19 protein-coding genes are annotated in these 21,954 nt (G+C 45.7%); 3 read left to right on the plus strand and 16 right to left on the minus strand.

The window, feature by feature from the left end; genetic code table 11:
• On the plus strand, positions 1–1,206 hold the full coding sequence (locus tag NWE73_RS15775) for a cysteine desulfurase family protein (RefSeq protein ID WP_277579317.1): 1,206 nt from the start codon (positions 1–3) through the stop codon (positions 1,204–1,206).
• Positions 1,207–1,338: 132 nt separating this feature from the next.
• Entirely contained in the window at positions 1,339–1,665 is a 327-nt protein-coding gene (locus tag NWE73_RS15780) for a HesB/IscA family protein (RefSeq protein WP_277579318.1), read from the plus strand.
• Between the two features lie 59 nt (positions 1,666–1,724).
• Here the strand turns inward: NWE73_RS15780 and NWE73_RS15785 are convergent, their stop codons facing one another.
• From NWE73_RS15785 to NWE73_RS15840, 12 genes are all read right to left on the minus strand, one after another.
• Positions 1,725–2,540 carry a hypothetical protein gene (locus tag NWE73_RS15785; RefSeq protein WP_277579319.1) on the minus strand — a complete coding sequence of 272 codons (816 nt, stop codon included), beginning with the start codon at positions 2,538–2,540 and terminating at the stop codon, positions 1,725–1,727.
• Positions 2,541–3,299 (minus strand): DUF4423 domain-containing protein, encoded by a 759-nt coding sequence (locus NWE73_RS15790; RefSeq protein WP_277579320.1) that lies wholly within the window; start codon positions 3,297–3,299, stop codon positions 2,541–2,543.
• Positions 3,300–3,351: 52 nt separating this feature from the next.
• A complete protein-coding gene (locus tag NWE73_RS15795; RefSeq protein WP_277579321.1) occupies positions 3,352–4,113 on the minus strand; it encodes a substrate-binding periplasmic protein in 762 nt (253 codons plus the stop codon).
• A 177-nt stretch (positions 4,114–4,290) separates the two neighbouring features.
• Positions 4,291–5,100 (minus strand): alpha/beta fold hydrolase, encoded by an 810-nt coding sequence (locus NWE73_RS15800; RefSeq protein ID WP_277579322.1) that lies wholly within the window; start codon positions 5,098–5,100, stop codon positions 4,291–4,293.
• A gap of 50 nt (positions 5,101–5,150) precedes the next feature.
• The gene (locus NWE73_RS15805; protein ID WP_277579323.1) at positions 5,151–5,852 is read right to left on the minus strand and encodes a 2Fe-2S iron-sulfur cluster-binding protein; all 702 of its coding nucleotides are present in this window, start codon (positions 5,850–5,852) and stop codon (positions 5,151–5,153) included.
• A 74-nt stretch (positions 5,853–5,926) separates the two neighbouring features.
• Positions 5,927–7,162, minus strand: a complete 1,236-nt coding sequence (gene tyrS / locus NWE73_RS15810; protein ID WP_277579324.1) for a tyrosine--tRNA ligase — start codon at positions 7,160–7,162, stop codon at positions 5,927–5,929.
• A 78-nt stretch (positions 7,163–7,240) separates the two neighbouring features.
• Entirely contained in the window at positions 7,241–8,806 is a 1,566-nt protein-coding gene (rny, locus tag NWE73_RS15815) for a ribonuclease Y (RefSeq protein WP_277579325.1), read from the minus strand.
• A gap of 76 nt (positions 8,807–8,882) precedes the next feature.
• Positions 8,883–9,449, minus strand: coding sequence for a 5-formyltetrahydrofolate cyclo-ligase (locus NWE73_RS15820; RefSeq protein WP_277579326.1), 567 nt, complete (start codon positions 9,447–9,449; stop codon positions 8,883–8,885).
• A gap of 27 nt (positions 9,450–9,476) precedes the next feature.
• Positions 9,477–9,785 carry a cell division protein ZapA gene (locus tag NWE73_RS15825; protein ID WP_277579327.1) on the minus strand — a complete coding sequence of 103 codons (309 nt, stop codon included), beginning with the start codon at positions 9,783–9,785 and terminating at the stop codon, positions 9,477–9,479.
• Between the two features lie 111 nt (positions 9,786–9,896).
• Positions 9,897–10,502: a hypothetical protein gene (locus NWE73_RS15830; RefSeq protein WP_277579328.1), complete on the minus strand. Its 606-nt coding sequence runs from the start codon at positions 10,500–10,502 to the stop codon at positions 9,897–9,899.
• Positions 10,492–12,939: a L,D-transpeptidase family protein gene (locus NWE73_RS15835; protein WP_277579329.1), complete on the minus strand. Its 2,448-nt coding sequence runs from the start codon at positions 12,937–12,939 to the stop codon at positions 10,492–10,494. Before NWE73_RS15835 ends, NWE73_RS15830 begins: the two co-directional genes overlap by 11 nt.
• Positions 12,940–13,112: 173 nt before the next feature.
• Positions 13,113–14,804, minus strand: coding sequence for a hypothetical protein (locus NWE73_RS15840; protein WP_277579330.1), 1,692 nt, complete (start codon positions 14,802–14,804; stop codon positions 13,113–13,115).
• 329 nt (positions 14,805–15,133) lie between these two features.
• Here NWE73_RS15840 and NWE73_RS15845 point away from each other — a divergent pair, with 329 nt between their 5' ends.
• A complete protein-coding gene (locus tag NWE73_RS15845; RefSeq protein ID WP_277579331.1) occupies positions 15,134–15,817 on the plus strand; it encodes a Rossmann-fold NAD(P)-binding domain-containing protein in 684 nt (227 codons plus the stop codon).
• Positions 15,818–15,904: 87 nt separating this feature from the next.
• Here the strand turns inward: NWE73_RS15845 and ftsY are convergent, their stop codons facing one another.
• From ftsY to NWE73_RS15865, 4 genes are all read right to left on the minus strand, one after another.
• Positions 15,905–17,116, minus strand: coding sequence for a signal recognition particle-docking protein FtsY (gene ftsY / locus NWE73_RS15850; protein WP_277579332.1), 1,212 nt, complete (start codon positions 17,114–17,116; stop codon positions 15,905–15,907).
• Between the two features lie 102 nt (positions 17,117–17,218).
• Entirely contained in the window at positions 17,219–19,318 is a 2,100-nt protein-coding gene (locus NWE73_RS15855) for an FHA domain-containing protein (protein WP_277579333.1), read from the minus strand.
• Position 19,319: 1 nt separating this feature from the next.
• Entirely contained in the window at positions 19,320–20,231 is a 912-nt protein-coding gene (locus tag NWE73_RS15860; protein WP_277579334.1) for a hypothetical protein, read from the minus strand.
• A gap of 13 nt (positions 20,232–20,244) precedes the next feature.
• Positions 20,245–21,711, minus strand: coding sequence for a microtubule-binding protein (locus NWE73_RS15865; RefSeq protein ID WP_277579335.1), 1,467 nt, complete (start codon positions 21,709–21,711; stop codon positions 20,245–20,247).
• Positions 21,712–21,954 lie beyond the last annotated feature (243 nt).

Genomic DNA, 21,954 nt, shown 5'->3' on the forward strand with positions numbered 1-21,954 from the left:
ATGGACACTTCCCTTTCCGCCCCTATGACGACAGAAAGCCCTACCAGCAAAGATTCTGGGATCTACCTTGATTACAATGCAACGACACCGGTCGACCCGGAAGTCTATGCTCGCATGGAGCCTTACTTTAAAGAGTACTTTGGCAATCCAGCAAGCGCGGGGCACCATTGGGGTTGGGCCGCAGACAATGCCGTTCAAAAAGCCCGGGGCCAAGTGGCTTCGTTAATTGGTGCGAAAGCGAATGAACTCATTTTCACAAGTGGTGCGACGGAAGCGAACAATTGGGTCATCTTTGGATTGATTTCAAAACTTCGAAATGAAAATCCTTATGAGCCGATTCATATGATCACAAGCTGTGTTGAGCACAGCTCTACGATGAAAGCCATGGAAGCGGCCCAGAAGCTCAATGTTGAAGTGGATTTCTTGCCGGTAAATCTTTACGGACAAGTCGACCCTGAAGCGGTTCGCAAGGCCATCAAACCCCATACCAAACTGATGAGTTTTATTTGGGTGAACAACGAAATTGGTACGATCAATCCCATTTCAGAAATTGCCAAAATCGCCAAAGAAAACCAAATCTATCTGCACACTGATGCCACCCAGGCGGTTGGCAAAATTCCAATGAATGTGACTGAGCTAGGGATCGATTTGATGTCTTTCTCCGGTCATAAAATTTACGGCCCCAAAGGTGTGGGCGCCCTTTTCATTCGCTCAAAAGATCCAAAAGTTCAGATCAATCCGCTTATTTACGGCGGCGGTCAAGAACGAGGTCTGCGCTCTGGAACTTTGAATGTTCCCGCCATTGTCGGATTGGGATTTGCTGCAGAAATCTGCCAGCGTCACTTGTATACTGAAGCGGCTCGCCTGCTTTCTTTACGACAACTCCTGTGGCAGAAGTTGCAAGTTGCTATTCCCGGCATTCGCATGAATGGCCATCCGACAGAACGCTCACCAAACAACCTCAGTGTCACCTTGCCGGTAAAAACCGACTCTCTTCTTTCGCATTTGCAAAAGCTTGGGGTCAGCACTGGCTCCGCGTGCAGCTCGGGAGCCATGACCGTCAGCCATGTTCTTCGCGGCATCGGCCTCAACTCGGACCAAGCTCAAAGCACTCTGCGTCTTAGCCTTGGTCGATGGACCACTGAGAATGAGATTTTGCGGGCTGCCGACATCCTCCAGAACGCCATCCCAAAGAAAATTGTATAATATTTTCAACATCTTAGAGTCACACCGCGGTCTCTAATTCGGCCTCTTCCTCTCAAGGGGCCCCCTGTGCTAGAATGGGGACACTCTGCACTTGGCTATTTCCTCGAGTGCGGACTGATGAAGGAGTTTTCTATGATTAACATTTCCCCTGAAGCGGCTCAAAAATTGGCTTCTCTTAAAAAAGATGAAGGCAAAGATGACAGCGCATTTCTTCGCGTGGAAGTCAAAAAGGGTGGCTGCTCTGGTTTGTCATACAAAATGGATTTCGATAATGCCTCTCGCGATGGCGACAAAACCTTCGAATCACACGGACAAAAAGTTGTCGTCGATCCTCAAAGCATGCTCTACATCTTGGGTATGACTCTTGAGTATTCTGGTGGCTTGAACGGCAAAGGATTTGTTTTCAACAATCCCAATGCTTCCAAAAATTGCGGCTGCGGCTCTAGCTTTAACGTTTAATTTTCAGCTTAATCTGGTTTCAAAAAAACCCACACCTCAGGATGTGGGTTTTTTTATTTCTAACGGCATTGTACGGGACTGTTGGCAGCCAAATCCAACTTAAACTTCTTGTTCATCAACTGCAGAAGTTCTCTGGATAAGGGCGTATTACTTGTTCTTTGTAATTCAGAAATAACGCCACTCACGTGAATAGAACAATAGTATTTCGGCGTAAGCATCTCCAAGAGCCCTTCAAATAACCCCTTCTTCACTCGATCATCTTCAATACGACTCAAACTGGTAGTCAGCCGAAAGAGACTGCTCGCCGCGAAATCCTGATATTCAAATCTATGCTTTGCGAGCCATTCCTTGATTTGAACCATATTGGTAAAGGACACGGCTTTGTTATTAATTCCGTAATCGATAAAATACCAGGGATTGGCGACTCTTGCGATATTGATCATTTCGATGAGCTTATCCGAATGCACATAGGTCGTATCATCCCATCCTGCTATGAATAAGTACTCATGAATAACAACCTTGTACAAATTGATATCCTCCCGAGACTCTTGCCAATAAGGACCATTGATTTGAATGAAGGGAGGCGAAGCCTGGGGATGATTGATAGCAAGAACCCTCTGCCCTTTCCAATAAAGCTCCTCTTCCAAGCGAAGTTCAGCATTCGCGACGGCAGAAGTCAGCTTATCTTTAAGATTCGGATATCCACTCAAAACAAAATCCGGAATATTCATCGCCTGAATATAAAGATCATCGCGAACTTTCATAACTTCCGCAATAATTGGAGATCCCCCATGAGTATCCTGGCCGTCGTCATAAATCGCGGCACGCGCCTCAATGAAATTCAAAGAGAATAAGAGAACAACAAGCCATTTCATTTAGGATTCCTTGATTTGGGTAATTGGATAAAGGGCCACTGACATATTATAAACTTGAGTAGGATCTTTCTTAGAACGCGAGCAGATTTGATTGATCTCTTTCCTGAATTTAAGGATTTTCTCTCGAATCAAAGGAATGTCTTCCATCGAGACTGCCACGGTCAGCGTACTATTATGTCGCAAGCTTATGTCGACACTATAAAGATGCTCAATGGCTTTTTCGAGCATCTGCTTTTGAAGATCTTTAAGCTGAGTGCTGGTTTTAGTGACGGGAAAGGTTGTCAGAGATTGTTTCAAACATTCCAACTCATTCTTAGAATTCAATCTCAGAATACTATTTTTTATTAAAACATCGGCGATACGCCCGATCTCGAATGAACTCACACCAATTTTTTTTGCAACCTCTTCCGGAGTCCAACTCTTTTTTATCGAAAAAAGTTCGATGACTGCAAAATACATCCAGGAATTCAGTGTTTCGATTTCGGCTTCATCAAGGACATGATCATTCTTTTGCGCTGTTCGAGGAGGAGCAATCTGATTGAGCCATACGTCATATATATCCTCTGGGAATTTCAATCTGCTATGTAAATCCCAAAGAAGCTCTTTGGTAATGGTTCTTTTTCCCGCCAATATTTGGCTGAGTGTCCCGGGGTTGAGATCCAGAGCCTTCGCGTAAGCACGCAAAGAATAGCGTGGATTTTTTACTTTGCGGCGTTGAAAATCTTCATTCAAATATTGTGTCGGATTCAGATTATTCATTTACTCATTTCAATACACAGTTATGGGGTACGTCAATTGCCTGTAAAGAATGTTATTCGATCGCCCAGATGCTGGGATCAACTTTATATTTCTTCATGATGGCTCTGTATGTCCCGTCTTTTTTTAATTGATCCAAATACCCTTGCCATTTCTTCAACTCCACCTCGGGGGTTTGCTTGTGAAAAGCAATGTTCACAGGAGACTCTTCAATAACGAAGGCTCTTTTAAAATGACCGGGGTTTACTTTGATTCGATTGGCGGTGATTGCCAAATCAGTCTCGCTGCTCACCCACAATTCGATTCGACCACTGGCCAATTTTTTTAGATTTCGTGAGTTTGGCAGATCGCCGGTGATGCATTCAAGATTCCTAAATCCGGCTTTTTCCAGAATCTTTGTGCGAAAGTCACCTACATAGCAGCCAATCTTCTTTGCTTTTTTGGCATCTTCCAACTTACTAATTTTCAAGCGCGACTCGGCTCTTTGGTAGAAGACAACCCGGGTGTTATTAAGAGGTCCCACCCATTTAAATAAGTTCTCCCTTTCCCTCGTTCGGCAAGTTGCAAATACAGCGCTGCCTTTGACGTCTAAAGCTAATGTGTAACCTCGAACCCAAGGGACTAATTCAATTGAATTCCGACCGCCACTGCGTTTAATCATCTCCTGCACAATATCAACCGAAAAACCGTGCAGCTGATTTTGATCATCCATATAACTGGAAAGCCCCGCATCCTCAGTGTAAAACTTTACTTCTTCCATCGATGCATAAGCAAAAAAAGGAGTAAGCAAAAATATACAAACCCAACGCATAGACATGCCTTTTTGGTATAGAACTACGCAAATAACCTAAACCTCAGGTTACCACCAGCGTCCAAAGTTAAACCAATTCTGCCTTTTTAAATTCGCGCTAGCAATTCAATCAGAATTCCAAGGTGATCACCTGATACAAAGGTCAGTGTTGCAATACGCTTGGGTGGTGCAACGCCTGTTATTTTATGCTGCGATAGTTTCTTCGATGAGTTCGCGAATATATTGAGCGATTAGTTCCGGGCGAGATTTGATGGCCAGATGCCCCGCCCCTGTCAACGTGATGACATCGTCACAGCCGATATGCTTTGCAAATCTTTTGTAGGCTTCTTCATTAAAAAGAAGATCTTCAAGGTCATAGATCAAGCGACATTCGCCTCTATAGCTTAATAACTTTTTGTTCCACGCGGACCAATCTTCAGAACGTAAGATCCAAGCGAAGTGATGAATCATATAGGCAACAAATTGCAATTTGCGACCTTGAAGATTCTCAACCGCTGTAGCTCCATCCGATCTTTCATCTCTAAATATCTGCGCTGATCTTTTTAAGAATGATTTCCCCATCGGCGTGGCCAGCATCACATAGATACTTTTAAGATTTATGGGGATCGTAAAAAAGAACCTCAACTCAATTGGCAAAAAATGCTTAATAGGATCTGTTACCATGGGATTGATTAATGCGGTTGTCTTCACAAGATGCGGGTGCTGAGTTGCCAACCCCCAGGCCAATGCTCCGCCAAAGCTCAAACCTGCGACATGCACCTTCTCACCTGGGAAATGCTCCTCGATAAACTTCGCTAAAGCATCCACTTGTTGCGAGAAGCTCAGCTTATCCGTACTGAGATACAGATGCCCCAGATTCGGGACGATGATGCGATATTGACCCTCAAGAGTCTCGGCAATGGTCTGCCAATGATGAACACTTCCTCCATAACCATGAAGAAGCAATAGCAACTGACCTTGACCCCGTTCCCGGTAGGTAATCTTTTGAGACATTCAGAGGTCTTATCGGAAATTCACCAAAAGCAATGAACAGGACCTAAGGCTTACTTCTTAGGTCGCTGGCTGTTTTGTTGGGTATTTTGCTGTCCGCGGTTTTGTTGCTGACCTTGATTTTGCGGATTGCGCTGCTGCTGAGGCTTCCCCTGTTGAGGAGGTCTATTGCCTTGCTGCTGTTGACCTTTAGCCTGAGGTTGTTGAGGTTTCCCCTGCCCTTGCTGTTGAGGGCGTTGCTGCTGCTTGTTTTGCTGCTGAGGTTTATTCTGCTGCTGGGGGCGATTTTGCTGTTGAGGCTTTTGCTCTCTTGGTGGACGTGCCTCTTTGGTTTCACCAGGTTCCTGAGCTGAAGGCTCTTTGACTTCTTCTTTCTCATTCAAAAGCATCATGTCGTTCACAGCTTTTGATTCGACCTGCTTGCTAGAGCGGAAGCCTCTGATTTTTTTGGTTTGATTTTCCTGGCGCTCCACTTGTTCGGTCAGATCTACTGTCACATCACCGAAGCAATGCACTTGGCAACTCAAACGTCGACCGTCGATGAAATAGCTCGTACCAATCAGGCTCAATTCAGCTTTATTCGGAGGAAGAACATTGTTGTCTCCCTCTTTAATGACAACGCGGCATTCGGCGCACGAAGGCACACCTTTGCAAATCGAGCGAATCTCAAGATGATTTTCCGTAGCAATCTGCAAAAGACTCTTCTCAGAAGTGCCTTCAACTTCGATATTTTGCGGAAGAAATTTAATTTTCATACTCAAGATCCTTTATCTTTCAGCGACTAACGCTTCGAGCCTCAAAAAGGTACGGCGTACCTTTTTCTGGAACGCTACTTTACGACGATTTTTGCGAATTTTGTTTTGCTGCCTTTGATGACTTTGTCAGCAAGGGCGGCTTCGGCAAATTTCGCTTTTGCGTCTGCGACTTTGGCTCCGTCAATTTGCACGGCGCCGCCTTGGACCATACGGGATGCTTCACTATTTGAAGCAGCAAATCCCAATTTGACCAAGAGTTGTGCGATCCCCAAGCCTTCGGCTGGGATATCGGCTTTGTTCAATTCAAATACCGGAATATTATCAGGCACACCCTTGTCGACGAAGATGCGGTTGAATTCATCTTCAGCGGCTTGTGCGGCTTCTGCATTATGAAAACGTTTGATCAGGAATTTCGCCAAGTTGACTTTGACTTCACGAGGATGCTTTTTACCCCCAGCGACGTCTGTCTTAAGCTGTGCCAGCTCTGGCGCCGTGATGTCAGTCAAAAGCTCATACCAACGATACATGAGTTCGTCAGAGATTCTCATGGTTTTACCGAACATATCTTTCGGTGTATCCACGACTGAAATATAGTTATCCAAAGACTTCGACATCTTGTTAACGCCGTCGATACCCTCAAGAATTGGCATCGTCAAAACGCATTGAGGCTCTTGCCCGTAAGCCACTTGCATATCGCGACCAACAAGCAAATTAAACTTCTGATCCGTTCCACCCAACTCAACATCGGCTTTTAAAGCCACAGAGTCATAACCTTGAGTCAGAGGATACAAGAATTCATGAATCCCGATGGGTGAACCTGATTTATAGCGATTCGTAAAGTCATCACGCTCCAACATACGAGCCACGGTATACTTCGCCGTCATGGTGATGAAATCCTGGGGAGTCAATTTATTGATCCAAGAAGAGTTGTAAACGATCTCAGTTTTTTCCGGATCTAAAATCTTGAAGATCTGTTTCGCATAGGTCTTCCCGTTCTCTTCAATCTCTGCACGAGACAAAATCGGACGAGTTGAGCTTTTACCAGTGGGATCACCAATCGAAGCTGTGAAGTCACCGATCAAGAACAAAACCTTATGTCCCAAATCCTGGAAGGTTTTTAATTTGTTCAACACCACTGTGTGACCAATATGAATATCCGGACGAGTTGGGTCCGCCCCTAATTTAATAATCAAAGGAGTATTCGTCTCAGCAGAGCGCTTGAGCTTTTTCAACATCTCTTGATCGTTGATAAACTCAGCCACACCAAACTTAATACGCTCTAACTGTTCTTTAGGATCCAAAAAAGCCATACTTACCTAACACATCCGTCTGCACTCCGGCTTCACCGGAATAGAATCTCAAATCTCTAATTTCCAATTTCCAATGCTCTAGCGGGCGTGTTCCACAGACCGTGTTTCACGAACCACAGTAACCTTAACCGCACCCGCTTGTGGTACTTCACGCTCAATCTTACGAGCGATATCGCGAGACAACATCACAGCCTGGTCATCCGTCACTTTGCTGGACTCTACCAACACGCGAACATCTTTCCCCGCCTGCAACGCCAAAGTCTTAAGAACTCCGTCGAAGCTGTTGCCAATGCTTTCCAAATCTTCCAAACGGTGAATGAATGAATCCATTTGCGGACGACGTGCACCCGGGCGTGCCGTCGACAAAGTGAAGGCAGCATGGACAATCCAAGCCAACAATGAATGAGGCTTTTCCTCTTCGTCATGAGCACGGATCGCGTGGCACACGTCTTCAGATTCATTGTATTTTTTCGCTGTCTCAGCGCCAACCAATGCATAACTTCCTTCAGAAGTATGATCGATAGCTTTCCCGATATTATGAAGAAGACCGGCTCTGCGTGCTTGTTTTACACTCACACCCAACTCACCTGCCAGCAAGCCAGCGATTGTGGCCACTTCCAATGACTGGTTCAAGGCATTTTGGCCTTGGTATGAACGGTATTTCAAACCGCCCAGAATTTTAACAAGCTCTGGATGGATATTTGCAATACCCAATTCCATGACATGGCGTTCGCCTTCTTCCTTCATGGACTTCATCAATTCATTACGTTGTTTTTCAACGACTTCTTCGATACGCGCTGGATGCACGCGACCGTCTTCCATCAATTTCTCGATGGTTCTGCGCGCCAACTCACGACGAACTGGATCGAAGCCAGAGATCACCACCGCTTCCGGAGTATCATCGACGATCAAATCCACACCGCAATGGGCTTCCAATGTTCTGATATTACGTCCTTCACGACCGATGATCTTACCCTTCATCTCGTCGTTCGGAAGCGCCAACACACTGACTGTTCTTTCTGAAGTGTACTCAGAAGCGAAGCGAGACAATGCCACTGCCAAGATGCGTTTTGCTTTGGCTTCAGATTCCTTTTGGGCAGCTTCTTCAATTTGTGTGATGCGTTTTGAAGCCTCTTGTTTCGCTTCATCTTCAATCGCGCTCAAAAGTTGACGTTTGGCTTCGTCCTGGCTCATCGCCGCGACAGATTCCAATTTATTTTTCAGCTCAACGATATGAGCTTCGCCTTTTTTCTCAAGATCTTTGATACGGTTTTCAGAGATCGCGATTTTTTCTTCACGGTCCTTCAAAGTGCTCAAGTAACGTTCGTTCTCTTCCATTTTTTGCTTGAACTGAGCGTCGATTTCCTTCAAACGGCGATCCAACTGAGCTTCTTTATTTTTCAAAGTTGAATTTTGCTTGTGAATATCCGCTTCCACATTCTTGCGGGCGCGAGTTTCAAAATCCTTGGATTTTGTCTCAGCGTCCTTCTTCAATTTTGCAGCTTCAGAATTGGCTCTGTTGATGATGCGCTCTGCTTCGATACGTGCAGACTTCTTTTTGTTGTTATCTTGAATACGTTTGATAACGAACACGATAACGGCGCCGAGGATTAAACCCAAGATGGCGGCAATGACTAACTCCATTTTAACTCCTACAAACAGCCCGGTTCAATTCAACGGGGCTTCTTCCATGTTTCACGTTGATTAAACCAACGTGTTCCTACTTGCGACGGCAGTCGATGAGTCCCTGATCTGTTATGAGAAAATCCATTCTCACATCATGCTCTTCTACTGGCAGAACCTGCTCTGATATTTGAAACTCAAAACAGACTCCGACCTTCAATCCTGAAAAGTGTTGCAGGGCCTTATCATAGTACCCTTTACCCTTACCAAGACGATGGCCGTCTTTATTAAACGCAACTCCGGGAATCAGCAGCCCCTGAATGTGATGATGATCCACCACCGGGGAATTTGGGTCGGGCTCAAGAATCCCGAAAGACCCTTGAGAGAAATGAATGGCCCGACAAAACTCAAGGTGACTATCGTTTCCTTGGTCTTTGACCCGCGGAAACAACCAACTGATGTGCGAGATCTGAAAGACCTCGTCGACATTGGCTTCTTGAGTTAGAGCGCGATAAGCGCCCCATTCTCCGCTTTGCGTGGACATAAATTCCCGTAAATACGAAGACAGCTGCTTTTGGTTTTGAACAAGGCCTTGCGCGAACTCTTGGGCGCAAAGAGATTTAAAGTAGGAACGACATTCCTTTTTAGAGCTCCAAACAGACATGGACACTCCAAGAGTTATAAGTCAGCCTTAGTTATTCAAAACCTTGCCGCTCTTGGAATTTTCTAGTTCTTGAGAAAGAGACAAAGCCTTCTCCTCGAGTTTTTCAAGCTCGCGAGCTGCTTTTCTTTTCAATAGGATAAGTTCTTCAGCAATGTTCATCGCTGTTAGGACAGCGGCATTTTGGAAGGAACCATTTTTAGTAACGCCCATAGCTTGATTCATTTTATTGTTAACGAAGTCGACCATTTCTTGAACGGTTGCATCGTCATGAGAGGTTTTCAATTTATACGGAACACCGGCAATGAGGAAATTGTAGTTCTTTTTCTCTGTCGTCACCGTGCACTCCAAACCAAGCTGTTGATACTGTTTAAATCCTTTAAAACTCTAGAAAATTCCTAGAACAACACTAGGAAAAGTATATAGCTAAAGAACCGATATTCAACAGATTTATTTTTTAGAACACGTGCATATAATGCCGAGATCCTTCTGCTTTTCGCAGGAAATGGATCTGTGGTTGGGACGATCGTTCAGCTCGATCTCTTGGATGTCCTTAAAATTCCGGAGATAGGTCGAGACCACATCATTGAGCTTCGTGTCAATATAGGAGTACTCGTCTGCTTTGATGGTCGTATTCAATAAAAAGTTATTGATAACGTCCTGTTTGGGATTGATGCGCTGATTCTCAGTGAGTTTGATATCGGTAATAACGCCTTTGGCGTCGATCTGTTGAAGAATAAGCTCGGACTCGACCTTCTTCTCCCCCTTAAAGGTATTGCGCAGAATCAAATTCATCAGCTGCTTTTCTGCGTCTTCATACTGGATCTTTCTTTGACGCAGTTGCGATTGAGAGGTCACGAACTTCTCGTCCATCACCTCTTTAAGGCGATTCAAATCAACTTTGAAGGACAAGCCCTCATCCTGAAGTTCAGGAAAACAGCGCATCAAATTTTCGTAGGAAACAGAGACTGGTTTTACTTTAGAAGCCAGCGCTGGGGATCCCACAATGCTGGCTGCTAAAATGACAGGCACAAGAATTTGCATTCTATTGAACATTACCGACCCTCAGGGAAACAGCAGTGGAACCCTTGCTGCCTTCAGCCTGAACTTTATATACTCCAGGGAAGACCGCTACGAAGTCATCCCCTGTCATAGGAGCTGATACCAGATAGCGAGGGTGCTTCGAGGATATCACATCTCCCGGGTAGGTCACCCACAATTCTTGCAGAGTCCCGTCGTTACCAAACTGATACAAAGGGTTTAGATCCGAAGGGGATCTGGCATTATTCCAAGCGGAACAAACCTCTTTGGCTTCTGAAGAAACCTCACCATATGCATCCAATTTGGGACAGATTTCATAGGTAAAACGCTGAACAAAATCGCGTTCCCAACTGCCGGTCAAATAAAGATCACCGAAATTTTCCTTCTCCAAACGATTGAAATGGCGGCCCATAGTAAACATCTCAAGAAGCATTTTCTGCTGCTCCGCTGACTGCGAGAAGTCGCGATAGATACGGATCTTCTGACCACGCACCGAAGACGGCACCGCGAGCTTTTCAAGATTCAATACCGTATTCTGACCTGCTTGCACATTCACAACACCCGGATACATGGAGTTTTCAAAACCAACCAAATAGTCACCCGCTGGAATCGCCTGCGCTTTATTCAAATCCAAAGTCAGTGGAGCATCACAAGATCCACGTCGAGTCATATCACAACGAACAGCTCTCACCTTTTGGAAGATCTGAAACTTTCCAGGAGTCCCGTTTACCTGCAAATAGCCGGAGCTCGAAGTCACTGTTTTCGCACTTGGGTCTGCTTCCGCATCTTTTTTATTGGCCAAAGCCCTGCTCAAGCGAAGATCCTGACCATAAACATCGTCCACGAATCGAAGCGCACCATTCTCTGATTTCTCGACGGTCAAATACATGAAGTAGACAGGCATCGGCTTGGTCAAATACACCTTGCGCTCCAACTCACGTGGCTTTTCACCCTTGTTCATCGGAACAAAGTCTTTGATTGATTGCAGGCTCCACTCCGGCTGATCCTGCAACAAGTAAGCAGCCAGCTCCAGAGGTCTTTCCAAGCGTACACACCCCGAGCTGCGATGACGCTCATTTTCAGCAAACAAGTTTCTTTCATTCGTATCATGCATGTAAATCGCCCAAGGATTCTGCAACGGGAATTTCACCACTCCCAACGCGTTTTCCGGACCTGGGTTCTGACGAATATAATAAGAGAACATCTTCGGCGTCATACTGCGCCAGTCGATCATCGATGGATCCACACGCTCATCTGTATTGGCGTCATATAGATACATGTCGTGCTTTTCCAAGTAACGCGAATCTTCTCGAAGCTTCGGCAATTTATCTTTAATCGCAATACTGTGCGGAACAGTCCATGTCGGATTTAAATTTACGAAGGTAATTTGATCTCTCATCGAAGGAGTGCGACGGAATGGCTGACCATTCACGGTGTTGAAATAGAAAACCTGTCCTGATTCATCTTGCAGACGGAATTCCGTGGTCGCCAAATTGACAAAGATATGACGTTGCTCGATATTCTTAGGCAGCCAACGAAGCTTTTCCATCGTCGCTTCAACTTGGGCAATACGCTGGTTCACAGTGTAATTTAAACTGCGCAGAACTTCTGAGCGGGTACCGATCACACCGTCTGGTTTTAGGCCATTTTTTTCTTGATACAGTTTCACGACAGTCTCGAACTCGGCATCAAAAGTATTGCCTCCGGCGTTTGAAACAGAATAGCCCAGTTGATTGAGACGATTGCGAATTTGTTGAATCACCGGATTTGTGACTCCCCGTTTTAGCACAACGCCCGGAGAGCTGATGGTCACCCAACCGCCCGAAGCTTTTTGATTCTTCAACTGTGCAAGCGCGCCCAACAAGTCGGTGTAACGGGAATGTGCCGGTGCCAAGCGATCCAAGCCGGCCATAAGCCCTTGAGGACCAGCAATCACAGCGTTTGCCAATTCGTAGTACTCATTAAATTCTTTTTTCTTAAACTTGATATCGGTATCAACCTGCTCGGGATCAAAGCGCCCTGTTGAAAGGTGGGAGGCAAAGCGAATCATCGCTTCACTGGCAGCCAGCTCAAATGTGATCCAGTTATTTTGATTTGTATTTGCCGCATTATAAAGAGCCTCAACATCCGCATCCCAGTAATCACCCGGATTCAAACCATGTCGATCAGCCGCTGCCAATATGGATTTGAGCGACTCTGCCATCGCGTTGGGACGACCATCACTCCCCACCCAGATCGCCTGGTAAGAACGTGAAGAGTAGAGTTTATTTAAAGAATCCGTATGAAGGATAAAGCGTCCCCATGAGGGTTTAATGAGTGGCACCAGAGCCTGGCGCCCCACATAGGCTTGGATTGTTGATGCCTCACCGAAGGCCTGAGATAAGCTCGGTGCCAACAATGTGACACTCATACCGAAAATAAAGGACTTCTTAATAAGAGACTTCAACGTCATATTAAACCTCGTCGAAGTCATTATTATCAATAAAGGTGCCATGGCCTGAGATGTTTCCCTTGGTTGGGAAAGTTCAAAGTTTTGACAGGAGACTTTTTTGGGCATCACACAAAAACAAGGCCGTCTCAAAATGAGACAGCCCTGTTTCGCTTCATCATAATTTCAATTTTGCTCTATTGCTGAGAACTCAAAAACTTCACAATATCCACGTTTGGCGGTGCTGCAATACCAGCACCTGGCTTAGGCCCATTCAGCTCCTCCAAAGAGAAATCCATGCGAGCGTCATAGCGGCGCTCATACTGATAGCGCAGCCATCTTTCCTGAGAATACCAGGCCTTCTTGTTTTCATTGTCAGGGCAAGACGCTATCTCTTGAGGACTCGTGCCTCCCCAACGAAGCTCTGCACAGTGGTAAGGGTCAAAGCTCATATCGAACAGCCGTTGGCGAGCCTGATCAAGATCCAAAGTCACTGGGCGACCGCTGGTATTCACGTAAGAGAACTGGCAGGCACGCGCTTCGCTTTGATATGTTTTTAAAAGATCCTGCGCCAGATTTTTCCCACTGTAGACAATCGTCGGATCCCCCACTTTGTATCTTTGAATCAGATCGCGTGATTGTGAAACCAGTTCCATATAAGAAACTTTCAACCGTGCATCCCGGGCAGGGCTTGCATAGTTTTCCCATTCCCCGTCAGCACCATAAATATTTAATGGCAAACGCAAAGGATGCTCTTTGTTTTGCACGCCAGATTTAAGAGCGGTGGCGACCGCGACCACCCGGTCCTTCAAGCTTCCACAAATATCTGCGACGTTTTGGCGCATATCCAAAATAGGATCAATGCGCAAAGTTCCGCTGGCCATTTTTATGCGGAGATAATCATAATATGGCATCGGGTTTCCGTTATATAGAAACTGCCCCTTCTGCCAAACGCCTCCAGGATCAGGATTGTTGCCATAAAATTGCTCTAAGCTGTATGAGCGCAGTTGATTATTCTTGGCAGCGACAATCTTGCCACCCACATAGGCTCCATTCGAATCCTGTTTTGCATTCACCACAGCGATCGGACGGAAGTTTTTAAAGCCCGCACCTTGATAAGGATTACTGCGCTCAAACTTTTGATTGTACATTCCTGAAGTCAGCGTGTTGTCCGGATGAGCGTCAATATAGAAGATATGCCCGTCATCAGTGACTTTATAAATGATGGCCACATGTCCGTTCGGATCATAGATCACAGTGCCGGGACGAATCCCATCGCGATCCAATTTCACCGGATAGAAATCAGTGAACAAGACTCCATCTTCAACACCCATCATACGGAAGGTCGCAGAGTAAGTAACATCGGTGATAGTGCCATTCAAAAGACTGACGGCATTTGGATACTTGGTTTTTAAAATATCATTCCAGAAAGAATCCCAGAATCGCCCTCTGCCTGCTGAATTGCGCGCCAAAATGTCAAACCGACTGGTCACATAGTTTCCAAATGGAGTGTAGCGAATGTCGCCAGAATTCCCCGGAACATTGCGCGGGCTGATTGAACTCACCACCGACATTGGCAGACCGTTCTTCCAGGCGAAGTAAGAACGCAGGTAATACGGAAGATCCGCACAATCTGCATACAGTCTTAAACCTGATGGGTCAGTTCCCGCATAAGGGTTCGCACCACTGCGCAAGCAGGTATCCACCATCTCACACTCACGCCGTTCGACAGCGGCGCCCAGCCTGGCGACAAATTCGCCAAAATTTCTTTCATCTTGTTCTGTCCAAGTTGACTTCGTAATTCTCCACTCGGAACTCTGAATAAATTCCTGCTGCGCATATACCTGCGCGCCCAGAGATAAAAACACAAATCCCAAAAGCCATTTCATGCAACCTCCCTGTTGACTGATAGTCCGTGCTGAATAACAACTAGTACGACTCTGATAATTGCCTCCATCCTTCGTAGAACTTTCGTCTATATCAGTCACGCAACTAGCTGAGGAAGTTTGCATCAATTTCCTAACTTTAATCTGAATAAAGAATTAAGAGATCTCGTTAGACTTGCGATTCACATTTGAGATGTTAAACACCACGAAATCAGTATCGACTTCGTGTCTCCAAAACATTTGCAAAAACCTACTCTAAAACACTTCCTCGTTGATACCGGACACTTCCTTGTCTAACATCACTTCGAGAAACCATTCGTAAAAGGAATGAAATGATTTATCCCACTGATGTTTGCCTAGTTGGAGCCTCCGGCCTTGTTGGCCATGAACTTCTTTTGCTTCTTGCACACCTGGATCAAGTTCGTTCTGTGAGAGCTGTGACTCGTTCACCTTTAGGGCGCATTCCACCTAAAGCGGAGAATATCATCCTGGATTTCGCCAAAATGGAAGAGCACCTCGATATTTTCAAGGCTCCGATATTTATCTGCTGCCTTGGTTCAACAATAAAGAAAGCCGGAAGCCAGGAGGCCTTTAAAAAGGTGGATCTGGAGTATGTGCTTCATTTTGCCCGTCTTGCAGAGAAAGCAAAGGCACAAAAGTTTTTAGTGATCTCTGCCATGGGCGCCGACGCGAACTCCAAGGTGTTTTACAATCAAATCAAAGGTGAGATGGAGAAAGGTCTGCGCGGCTTGCAAATTCCCCAGGTGGAAATTTTTAGACCCTCTTTAATTTTGGGCGAGCGCAAAGAAAAGCGTACCGGTGAAGACCTGGCTAAGCGCTTCGCGCCCTTAATGAATAAACTCTTGGTCGGTCCCTTGAAGAAATACCGCCCCATTGAAGCCTCAGATATTGCAAAGGCCATGGCTATCGCCGTTCTCAATTTTCATCCAGGGCATTTTATTTACGAATCAGACGAGATTCAAAGAATCGCTGACGGCACTTATCATCAACAATAAAAAAGGGTACGGACTTACTTTTGGTTGAGAAAACGCGGCACAAAGTGACGCGGTTGCGCTACCAAAAGTAAGTCCGTACCCTTTCCGTTAAGCTTGAAACAAAGAGTCCACGAACTCTTGGGCAGAGAACGAGCGCAAATCCTGAATACGCTCTCCAACACCAATAAGTTTGATTGGAATTTGCAGTTCTTGAGCAAGACCGACGGCCACGCCACCTTTGGCAGTTCCATCCATTTTTGTCAGAACCGCACCAGTTAGGCCCAAAGCATTGTGGAACTCCTTGGCTTGCATCAATGCATTTTGGCCAGAGTTTGCATCTAGCACGATCAAGGTTTCATGTGGAGCCTCAGGAATAACTTTGGACATCACACGCTTCATCTTCTTGATTTCTTCCATCAGATTCGCCTGCGTATGCAATCGTCCCGCGGTGTCCACGATCACCACATCGTACCCCTGCGCCTTGCCTTTAGCGACAGCCTCAAAAGCCACTCCACTGGGATCTGTAACACCTTCTGGTGAAAAGATTTCGACCTTGGCACGATCTGTCCAAACTTTCAGTTGGCCGCCGGCAGCTGCGCGGAAGGTATCACCCGCGGCAACCAAAACTTTTTTACCCTGGCCGGCAAGTTGTGCTGCAATTTTACCAATCGAAGTTGTTTTTCCTGCGCCATTCACTCCAACGATCATCAGGATTGTTGGACCTGATTCCGCGAAATGAATCTTTTGAAGAATGCCATCGCCCGGAGCCGCTGAATGCGAACCTGCAAAAATATGCTTGATCTCTTCCTTCAGGGTTTCGCGCACCAGCTCATAGTCGGCACGTTCTTTTTTTGAAAGCTTGTCTTCCAAGGCCTTCATCAGTCTTTGTACCGTAATTGGACCCAAATCGCTGGTATAAAGAATTTCCTCAATCTCATCGAGATGTTTGTTGTTCGATTCAGATTTGAAAAGATTGCGAATACGACCGAAAAGATTTTCTTCCGTTTTCTTTAGAGCCTCACGAAGATCGACCGCCAAGTCGACTTGTTCAATGTCAGAAACTATTTGCCCCGTGGAATCAATATGGGCGAGAGGTTCCTCACCGCGATCTTCCGCCAGCTCATGCCCCGCAGGCTGCAATACTTTTTCCTGTTCTTGTTCCGGCAAGAGTTCACGCTTGGCTTGATACTCAAGTTCCTTCTTTTTTTCTTGGCGCATGGTTTTCCAGAAGCTGAGGAAAATTGCAGCCATGATGATCGTCAAAAGAAGTGCCGCCGCACCAAAAAGAATTTCAATCTGTGTTTCGTGACCGGGTGACATAAACCCTCCGTATAAGCGAAAGGTTTAGCTTAAAATCCGGGGGCTGTGAATGCAGAGGTTCTTTTATTCTGCGCGTTAGAGCTTAATGCTGCGCCACTCGCCTCAATGTTGCGCCATTCGGCGACGCTGGACTTCCTCGCGATAGAAGTTTCGCTCAAAACGACGATAGGAATCCAGACGGACTTCCGACCCCAATAGGTCTTTCATGCGGGCCAAGGTCTGATTTTCAAAGACTCGCATCTTTTCCAAGCCTTCCTTGATGAAATCTGGATGAATTTTCGACTTACGGTCGATCAGCTCCTTCACCAAAGCATTGGAAGCCGATAAAACCTGCAAAGAGCGCTCTTCATCAACTCTCCAAGTTTTTAACAGATAGTGGGCCGAGGCCTTATAAAGCTTCTGTTGAAACTCAGTGTCCAAATAGATCTCTGGATAGTTGCGAGTGTAAATGACCGAGTCAGTATAGGTGTCCTTCAACTCCTCTGCTTGCGGAGGATTGAACTTGCGCTTCTCCAGATCATCCTGGCGCTTCTTTGCCTCTGCGGCGGCGATCGTTTTAAGCGGCGACTTGTCTTCGCCAATTTTCTCGACCGCAACCTGACTGATGAAGTAAACCAAAGCCCCCATCGCCAAACCCGCCGTTGCCCAGCGCATCTTTTCGGATTTGCGTTTCTTCATCAAATCTACAGGTTTTGCCGAAGTCATCGAAGATTGCGACAATGAAGCGACCCGACCATCAACGGCTTCCAGAATTTGCTGTTCGACTTGGGCCGAGATCAAATTCCACTGCTGTGGCTCCATCAGCTTTACGATCTCGCGCTCTACCAGCGAGTGAATCTCTTTGACCATCTTTTCTTTTTTTCGAATCACATCGTCTAAGATGTCTTGTTCCATCTTTTGCAGACGTTTTGAATTTTCCAAACGCATTTCTTCAAGACGTTCTTCTTCCGTTCTGAGGATCTGAGATTTTTCTTTTTCCAACTTTTCATTTAAGAAGATTTTCTGGCCTTCATACTCTTTAAAGAGGTGATTTTTTTTAGTCTCCAGATCATGGACGTCCATGCTCAGGTGAGCTTGTTTTTCTTGAAGCTTTTTATATTCTTCTTCCAGCTTCTTTCGAGCTTCAGAAATCTGTTGATTGCTTTTGCTCACAGCCTCCAACTGTTCTGAGCCCGCTGCCAACTTCTTGCTAACTTCAGCCTCCTGAGCCTGGATCAACTGAAGAGCCTCTCGACCCTTCACCAATTCGTCATCAACTTTTTTCAAGGAATCTTCAAGCTGCAGCAAGGCCTCTTTGTCGCCTTTAATGCTTTCCTGAATTTCCACCACCTGCAGCTTTGAGGCCTCCACAATACGATCCGCCTCTTCCTGGGCCTTCTTAAGAAGCACCTCTATTTCCTGCTGACCATTGGCACGAGCCGTATCCAACGCCTCCACCTTCAATCGTTCAGCCTGCAGGGTCGCCTCGGAAATAATATTCTCGACATCACCGCGGGTTTTCTCTTTCAATGTCTGAACATAGACGTCAACTTCTTCACGTATTTCCTGAGCCATCGTGCGGGCCTCGTGAAGCAGGGTATGACCTTGGCGTTGAAAGTCCGCAAGAATTGCGTCGGCCTCTTTATGGGCCTCTGACATGCGGGTTTGATAGAATATTTCGCCTTGGGATTGAGCATCGCGGGCCTTTTGATAAATGACTTGCACCCGTTTCTCGGCCTGAGTCTCCCCTTCCAGGATAATCTGTGCGGCTTTACGTTTTGCTTCATGCAAGATCTTTTCAGCTTGAAAAGGCGCCAAAGAAGGCTGAGCAACTTCCACGTCAGCCTTAGGCTCTTCCAAGACCGGCTCTTTTTCCGGAGGAAGTTTTGGCAGCTCCATTTCTGGAGGGACTTCCTCGGTTTTAAGATCAATGGCAAGGATATATTCTGATTTACCGAGCTGAATTCTGTCAGCGGTAACCACATTTACGGGAGTACTTTGCACAATCCGTGTTCCGTTAATGAACGTTCCATTGGAGGAGTTTTTATCCTCAATCCAAATTTGATTCCAACGTCGACTCACGACCAAGTGAACACGACTGATCAAGGTTTCATTAATGGAGATATCGCAATCCAATGAACGACCAATGGTGAACGAGTCCTTGTTCACCACTTTCGTAAGCACTTGATCTTTGCGATAGATTGTAACCGTAAACGTATTCAAACTAAGCTCCTCGAGCCACCGCTGCCGTCGTGGCTTTTCCAATTTCTTTATTTAAGGCATCCTCTGCCAAGGCCTCGACCGCATCACGATGCTCGTCAAAAGGTCTTTCATGCTCAGGATATTTGTTATTATCACTTCTGTACCACAGAAGATCCAATGCACTTTCAAAACGATCTATCATCGAAACGTAAGATCTTTCCGGGCTAAAAATCACATTCGTGATATGAGCCAATAATGAAAAAATAATACCTGCGATCGAAGTTCCCATGGCATACGAGATCTCATGAAGGAAGCGATCCATCACATTTTTGGTGTTTTCCATATCCTGCAGGTTCATAGTGCCCAACTCTGATAAACCTCCGGCGATACCGATGAAGGTTCCCAAGATACCGGCTACCACAAAAAGACCTGGAAGAATGGAAATCAAATCATTCAAACCGGTCATCGGCAGAATGCCGAACACACGATTAAAACAAGGATTGTGCTGGAAAGTGGCTTTCGTGATGTTAAGAAGCTTCGGATTGTTCTCACTCCACTTCAGAAACTTCACTTGTTTCAAAATATCCTTCACCAGCCAAGCACAGCCTTGGCGCACCAAAAAGACCCTGTCACTGGCAGCCATAACAGCATCTGGACGGCGTCGTTTCATGCGATCGCGAATCTCAAACACCTCGTAATAGGTGCGTTCTAGGGTCTTTTTCGCCAAAACATAAAAAGAAACATCATTCACTTTGCCAGGGATTTCAGATTCAATAAAACGATTCACACGTTTTTCAAATTCTTTCGCAAACCATTCATGACGACGAACTGTGTAGTAAATCATCGCACGGAAAAATAAGCCTGCGACAAACACTGCTGCCATCGCATATGGCAGGATCAAGATAAAATATTCTGCTGCAATCTTCTTATTCACAACCCACCCACCTTTATTTCTTTGTATCCATACTAAAACGAATAATAACTCTTTGTGCCTTCTTACAGTCGTTCTGCTTACAGAACTCAGCCGCCGTTGCGATGTTGCGATTCGGCACCTTCATCACTTCCAAGAATGAACGTCCCGAGACCTTCATTCTTGCAAGCAATTCTCTTTGATGATCGAACTTCATATTTTGCTCATCGAGCATATAACTAAAGATGGAATTCGCACGGCGATAGCTCAAATCCATGTTGTACTTCAAAGCCTGCTTGTCTTCTGGCTTTGCACTTTGCGGATCAATGAAACGACCCTGATAAGTTGGCGAAGCAAATCCGATAATTTCTACTGCGGAAATTTTATCTGACACTTTCGGATTGCCGAAAAGTGAACGGGAATAGATCGGCATCGCTTTTTCCAACACGCCTTTCATTTCCGATTTCAGGCGGTCTGAGTCACTTTCAAAATAAGCCTGGCCAAAATCTAAAACCACATCGCCAGTTTGCAAATCAATGTCCGCTTTAACCCCCGCTTTGGCGAAACCTTTTTGGATCTCTCCCGCTACTGACTTACGCGCTTCAATTTCTGCTTTGGCTTTTGCGAGCTGCCCCTGTGTGGCGTTCAATTGACCTTCCGTCGAATTCAATTTTCCAATAGTGGCATTCAACTGCCCCTTGGTGGCATCCAAAGCCCCGCGAGTTGAATTGAGCTGCCCCTCGGTGGATGCCAGCTTGCCTTGAGTTGCGGCCAACTGACCCTTGGCATTTGCCAACTGCCCTTGAGCGGCGCCCAACTGACCTTTCGCCTCACCCAGTTTTCCTTCAAGGCCACGCGCCTCGCCCTCTTTCTGAGCCAGCATACCCTGAGTCTTTTGCAACTCGCCTTGAGTTTGACCCAACTGTGCATTGGTTTGTTGAAGTTGTGCTTGATACTGAGCATTGGCATTTGAAAGAGCGGTCACCTTTTGGTGAGCATCACTTCTAACCTGGGCCATTCTTTTTTCGAAATGGGCCTTCGTCATTTTATTCATCTTGTAGGCTGCACGAATCTCATCAAGACGTTTTTGCAAAGCCTGTTGTGTCTCTTGAATCTGTTTTTCGCCTTGGGCAATCAGCTGTTTCTTGGTTTCAACATCTTTCTGCAAAGTCGTAATCTGACCTTCTTTGGTTTCGATTTCGACGTCTTGCTCTTTGATAAGATCATCACGATTCAGGATTTTTGATTTCGCCATCTTGTTCGAATTCAAAACATTGCGTACCATTTGTTGGTACTTATTAAGAGCTTTGACCTTTTTTTCGTTCTCCAAGGCTTCCTTCACAAGACGATCTTTTTCTGTCTTGGTGTCCTCTTGAAGAAGAGTCAACTTATCCATAAGTTCCTGGTACTCCTGCACTTCGTCCTTCGGAGCCTGATTGGCTAAGTAGTCATTCTTGACTGACTCATACATCTTAAGCTGATGCTCCAACTCTTCGACTTGCATCGTGAGCTTCTGATTCTCAACCTGACTTCGCAAAGCGTCCGTTCCCGTCCTGAGACTTGAGACCACATATAAGAGCAAAAAAATCGTGCTCAGACCTAAGAAAAGGTCTGAATACGAGGTCCAAAAACTGTCCTGAGAATGACTTTCTTTGTGTTTTTCATAGTTAAACGCCATAACAAACACACCCCACCTAAACTAAAGAATAGCAGGCTTGGAACCAATTCGTTCGTCCCAAAAACAGAA

It is taken from the genome of Bdellovibrio svalbardensis (assembly GCF_029531655.1).
GTDB classification, from domain to species: Bacteria; Bdellovibrionota; Bdellovibrionia; order Bdellovibrionales; family Bdellovibrionaceae; genus Bdellovibrio; species Bdellovibrio svalbardensis.

Excerpts from the sequence above, each read along its gene's own strand:
- NWE73_RS15775 (WP_277579317.1), top strand. The coding sequence starts at position 1 with ATGGACACTTCCCTTTCCGCCCCTATGACGACAGAAAGCCCTACCAGC.
- NWE73_RS15780 (WP_277579318.1), top strand. The coding sequence starts at position 1,339 with ATGATTAACATTTCCCCTGAAGCGGCTCAAAAATTGGCTTCTCTTAAA.
- NWE73_RS15785 (WP_277579319.1), bottom strand. The coding sequence starts at position 2,540 with ATGAAATGGCTTGTTGTTCTCTTATTCTCTTTGAATTTCATTGAGGCG.
- NWE73_RS15790 (WP_277579320.1), bottom strand. The coding sequence starts at position 3,299 with ATGAATAATCTGAATCCGACACAATATTTGAATGAAGATTTTCAACGC.
- NWE73_RS15795 (WP_277579321.1), bottom strand. The coding sequence starts at position 4,113 with ATGTCTATGCGTTGGGTTTGTATATTTTTGCTTACTCCTTTTTTTGCT.
- NWE73_RS15800 (WP_277579322.1), bottom strand. The coding sequence starts at position 5,100 with ATGTCTCAAAAGATTACCTACCGGGAACGGGGTCAAGGTCAGTTGCTA.
- NWE73_RS15805 (WP_277579323.1), bottom strand. The coding sequence starts at position 5,852 with ATGAAAATTAAATTTCTTCCGCAAAATATCGAAGTTGAAGGCACTTCT.
- tyrS (WP_277579324.1), bottom strand. The coding sequence starts at position 7,162 with ATGGCTTTTTTGGATCCTAAAGAACAGTTAGAGCGTATTAAGTTTGGT.
- rny (WP_277579325.1), bottom strand. The coding sequence starts at position 8,806 with ATGGAGTTAGTCATTGCCGCCATCTTGGGTTTAATCCTCGGCGCCGTT.
- NWE73_RS15820 (WP_277579326.1), bottom strand. The coding sequence starts at position 9,449 with ATGTCTGTTTGGAGCTCTAAAAAGGAATGTCGTTCCTACTTTAAATCT.
- NWE73_RS15830 (WP_277579328.1), bottom strand. The coding sequence starts at position 10,502 with ATGTTCAATAGAATGCAAATTCTTGTGCCTGTCATTTTAGCAGCCAGC.
- NWE73_RS15835 (WP_277579329.1), bottom strand. The coding sequence starts at position 12,939 with ATGACGTTGAAGTCTCTTATTAAGAAGTCCTTTATTTTCGGTATGAGT.
- NWE73_RS15840 (WP_277579330.1), bottom strand. The coding sequence starts at position 14,804 with ATGAAATGGCTTTTGGGATTTGTGTTTTTATCTCTGGGCGCGCAGGTA.
- NWE73_RS15845 (WP_277579331.1), top strand. The coding sequence starts at position 15,134 with ATGATTTATCCCACTGATGTTTGCCTAGTTGGAGCCTCCGGCCTTGTT.
- ftsY (WP_277579332.1), bottom strand. The coding sequence starts at position 17,116 with ATGTCACCCGGTCACGAAACACAGATTGAAATTCTTTTTGGTGCGGCG.
- NWE73_RS15865 (WP_277579335.1), bottom strand. The coding sequence starts at position 21,711 with ATGCAAGTCGAAGAGTTGGAGCATCAGCTTAAGATGTATGAGTCAGTC.